Genomic DNA, 4756 nt, shown 5'->3' on the forward strand with positions numbered 1-4756 from the left:
CTCTTGATCTAATTACATATTATTCGAGGTTTTGCATGACTCGTCTGCTGTCGCTAATATCAATATCAACTCCTAACACTTCAACAATTTTCCCTGTTGAACTGCGCTTAAATACTACCTCTCTGCTAAAAAACCAAACACATTGCTGATTTTTATGACACAGGCGATACTCTATCTCTATTGTTTCCTGCTCTGCTAGATTTGGAAAATTGTGATAGTGGTTTTGTATCCGTTCCACATCATCGGGATGAATTAGGTTAGGTATAATATTTCCTCCGAATGCAAGAATTTCATCTGGAGTATAACCCAATAGTTGTGTGACAGAGCCATTAATATAAGTAATAGACTGCTCTTCTAAATTAAAAATCCTAATAATTCCCGGATGAGAATCTGTAATTCGTTGGATAAATCTTTGGCTTGCCAATAATTTTTGTTGAGTTTCCTGTAGTTGAGTAATATCTGTAATTATCCCACCAATTGCTTGCTTGTCATTTTCTAGCTCTACAGGATAATAAGTCCCCAACCACCAACCTTCACTGTCAGGATCGTTACTATAAGGAATATTGACTTGGATATTTCTCAGAACTTCACCTGTTTCCAATACCTGACGCCAGAGGGGAGTTAAGCTATTTGTGAATTCTGGTAGAATTTCTGAGATATTCCTACCTAAATATTCTGCTCTTGGTAAATTGTTAATATCAGCTAAAGCTGGATTAAACCGTAAAATTTTGAACTTTTGGTCTAGTACAAACAAACCCATAGGACTAGATTCATACAAGGTTTCCAGCAAATTATTAATGGTTGTAAGTTGATTCTGGGTTTGTTGTAGTTGGTGAATATCTATCAAAACTATCACTAAGCCATCAGACTCACCATTTTCCCGTAGATAGGGATGAACACGCATAAGTATATGATGTCCGGTAGTAGATAAAGTTACTTCTTTTTCTATTGGTTGTTGAGTTTGGATAACCTGTTCTAGAATTTCCATTAAATCTGGGCAGTCTAGGTTGTGAGTAAAATGAGATAAAGGACGATCAATATCGCTGTTTCTAATATTAATAGCTTGGGTAGTAACTGGGGTAAATAGACGAATTTTGAGATTTTGATCGAGGAAAACTACACCAATATCTATACTGCGGAACAAGTTATCTAGATCGTCGCCCATCCGAGTTAGCTCTTCAATTTTTGCCTGATACTGGGCATTCATTGTAAATATTTCTTCGTTTGTTGACTGTAATTCTTCATTTGTACTTTGAAGCTCTTCGTTGGCAGCCATTAAGTCTTCGTTAGTGACTTGTTGTTCTTCATTAATAGTTCCTAACTCTTCAACTGCTGCTTGCAAATTGTCTCTGGTTTGTTGGAGTTCATATTCTAGTTCTATGATTTGCTCTGCAAGTTCAGCTCCTACTCCTGGGAACTTGTTTGGATGATCATTATTTTCCAAAGCTACTTGTGATGGCTTTTCTACTTCCATAACTTCCATAAATATAATAAAATATTTATCAATCGTAGAACTCTGTTGCGTGTAGCCAACTCGCAGAGTAATACTTTCTACTTCATTATTTCGGTGAAGCCTAATTCCGCTATACAAAACTGTCTGTAGCTCCCGCTTAATACGGTGCAGTGCTGTACTTATCGGTAGCCTTAGTTCTGCTGGAACAACATCAGAAATTTCTAAATTGATCGGCCCTATGGGAATTGTGAGTAAATTAGCACTATTGTAGAAAACGTTGATCAAGCGGTTATCTTGATTCACTAACACACAACTAATTTTCCGCTCCCCAAAGCCAAATTCAAATACGTTTGCTAATACTACATCTAATCTGGATCTACTAATTCTCTGAGGTTTATAAGGATTGAATATAGGTAATGTAACTGGTGCCCTTGTTGTCAAAGCAGTCGATGCTAGTTTGACATCTCGTCGCTTGCGATAAAGTTTCCAATGGGAGTTGATGGTAACAAATTCTGATTGTAATTCTTTAACTGTTTCCGTATTACCTAAAAACATAATTCCTGGCATTGATAGAGAAAAATGCAGTAACCGCAAAACTTGTTGTTGTAATCTTGGCTGCATATAAATCAGTACATTACGGCACAAAACTATGCTCATGTTAGAAAAGCCTGGATTTTTGGTTAGGTCGTGGAGAGCAAATATCACCATTTCCCTGAGCGATCGCTTGATTTGATAATGACCAGTCTCATAGTTAAAATATTCTTCTAGGCGTTCTGGGGATATGTCATTGACAATAGTTCCTGGATAAATTCCCTTAGTAGCAATTTCCAAAGCCTGAAGATTGATGTCAGTAGCGAAAATTTTCACATTTAGCAATATACCTAATTCACGCATAGTTTCATCAATTAGCATCGCCATTGAGTACGCTTCTTCCCCAGTAGCACAAGCAGAAACCCAAATTCGTAATTCTTTATTCTCCTCTTGAAGGTGGTTCAAGAGTTCAGGCAAAATTTCTGTCCTTAAATATTCCCAAGCATCAGGGTCTCGAAAAAATTGGGTAGTACCGATCAGTAAAGCTTGGCATAGACTGGCTTGTTCTTCTAGACAATTTTCGAGATAATTAATATAATCTTCTACGGTATCACATTCTGATAAGCTGCAGCGATGAGTAACTCGACGACTAATAGTAGTGGTTTTGTAATGGGAAAAGTCTATGTTTTGACTTGTGTGGAGAAACTTCAATATTTTCTCTAGTTGTTGGGGAGGAACTAACGGTAATTGTTGATCTTGCTTCAATAATGATGAATTTTCTGCCAACTGCAAAATGTCGTCGATGAGTTGAGCGACTTCTGTGGGAGACAACATTTCATCAACTAAGCCAGAGAAAATGCTATTGACACATACACCTATAAATTGGTTTGTATCCAGAGATTGCATTACGGCTAAACCATTAGCTTTGCCAATAGCTTCTAATCCTTCTACGCCATCTTTGTTACTGTCTGAAATTAGAATACCAATAGCCCGCCACTCTAATTCTTGAGCTAGAGATGTGAAAAAGTCATTGATGGGATATTCAGACTCTGAGTCTAGCTCCTGTAAAAATAGGTTGCGCCCTTCTAAATGCAGTTTTTTTCCCCATGGCACTACATAAACAACTTGAGAGTTGATAGTCATCCCATCTTCAATTGTCTGGAGTATGAAATTTTTTGTTTCTAACAGTTGGGTTATCTGATTTAATGTACTGGAAGATTCATTTATAACAATTATAAATGTAGCGTTAGGTTGGTCTGGAAGATGAGAAAAAAAATCTTCTAGTGGTTGAATATTCTCTGTAGATATTCCTATACCAATGATAAAAAATTGGTTTTCTGTTGTTGATTCCATAGTTTTGATTTTGTTTAATAGTTAATAATCGATTAATAAGAGTTAAATAAATTTTTGGCTATAAATAAATTTTAGGTATTAGGCATTATATATTTCCAGAAAATAAACAAGGCTTTTATTTAACCATTGAATTAGGAAATATAGCAATTCCCAAAAAGAGTGAGGTACAAAATTCGTTGGTTTGAGCAAGTAGGGTAGTAAGGGAGTAGGGGAGTAGGGGAGTAGGGGAGTAAGGGAGTAGTAATTCGGGTTCGGTGGGAATAGAAAATAAGAAAAACAACTGTACCTCAGTAACTTGAGAAACGCTATAAATAGATTTTTAAAAGTCACTAACTAAATAGTTGTTCGTACTTTTATCCTAAAAATATGTTACCGAAATAATTAATAATTAAACAATTAGATAATTAGATCATTCACGCCTTGAAGCCTCCCCTTTCAAAGGAAAAAAAATAAATTTTTTCCTTATTCGTCAATTCTCTCCCTAAAAGGGAGAGGTAATTATCAATTATCAATTATCAATTATCAATTAATGAACTTGTACCTCGTTAATTTTGACTATTACCTCCTCCAGCCAAAAATATATATCCAAAAAAATATATCTTTATTTGGAGATGTCTATGTCTATACTGATTAATATATTCAGCACTTCTTTGATCCCTATTTACTAGACAGCTTATCAGTATAGCATTTTTTATTTAGCGGAGTATAAATGATATTGTCCTTAATCTTGATAAATATTTGTTATAGATTCTACAAAATACTACAAATTCCTATTTCCTGTTCTCAAGAAATCAAATTTTGTGATACAAATTTGATAAATATTTGCTACAAAATGCTTATTTTCTGTTCCCAAAAAATACAATTTTCTAAGACTAATCTTCTAAATATTTGCTACAACTACGAACTATCCTAGACAGATACTCAGTTTTTATACCAATGATAAACTTTCTAGTATAGCAATCCTCCGCATATTCGTGGCAAAAATATTACCGAAAAATAAAGGTATAAAGCCTCTCCTTTCAAAGAAAAACAAGCGGTCGTTTGCGGAGCATTCCGTTAGGATGGGATGGCGAACGGTCTCCCGCTCTTGCAGAGCCGCTCCGCTTTATATGTCGGCGACAGCCGTTAACGTTTGCGGAGCATTCCGGAACGGAAAGTTGTGCGGAACGCTAAACGCCATATCCAATCGACCAAGAGAGAAAAAATTTTTCCTTTTATTCAATCCTATCCGTTTTAGGGAGAGGTAATTATCAATTATCCATTATTGAATGCTTTTTATACCAATTCCCAAAAGTAATGCTATACTTAGGTAACACTTCAGCTATTAATTAACTAATACAAACTAAATACTTTTTTGCTAATTTGAGGTAATTTAAAGTTAATTATTCTTGTTTTTACTTCTCCCCCACTCCCCTACTC

At 35.4% G+C, this 4756-nt stretch carries 1 protein-coding gene; it reads right to left on the minus strand.

Going from position 1 to position 4756, the window contains the following annotated elements; all coding sequences use genetic code 11:
• Window positions 1–19: 19 nt before the first annotated feature.
• Window positions 20–3337 (minus strand): CheR family methyltransferase, encoded by a 3318-nt coding sequence (locus AFK68_RS10030; RefSeq protein WP_094672583.1) that lies wholly within the window; start codon window positions 3335–3337, stop codon window positions 20–22.
• Between the last annotated feature and the right edge of the window lie 1419 nt (window positions 3338–4756).

Origin of the sequence: Hydrocoleum sp. CS-953, assembly GCF_002260545.1 — a bacterium.
In the GTDB taxonomy this organism is placed as follows: Bacteria; Cyanobacteriota; Cyanobacteriia; order Cyanobacteriales; family Microcoleaceae; genus Trichodesmium.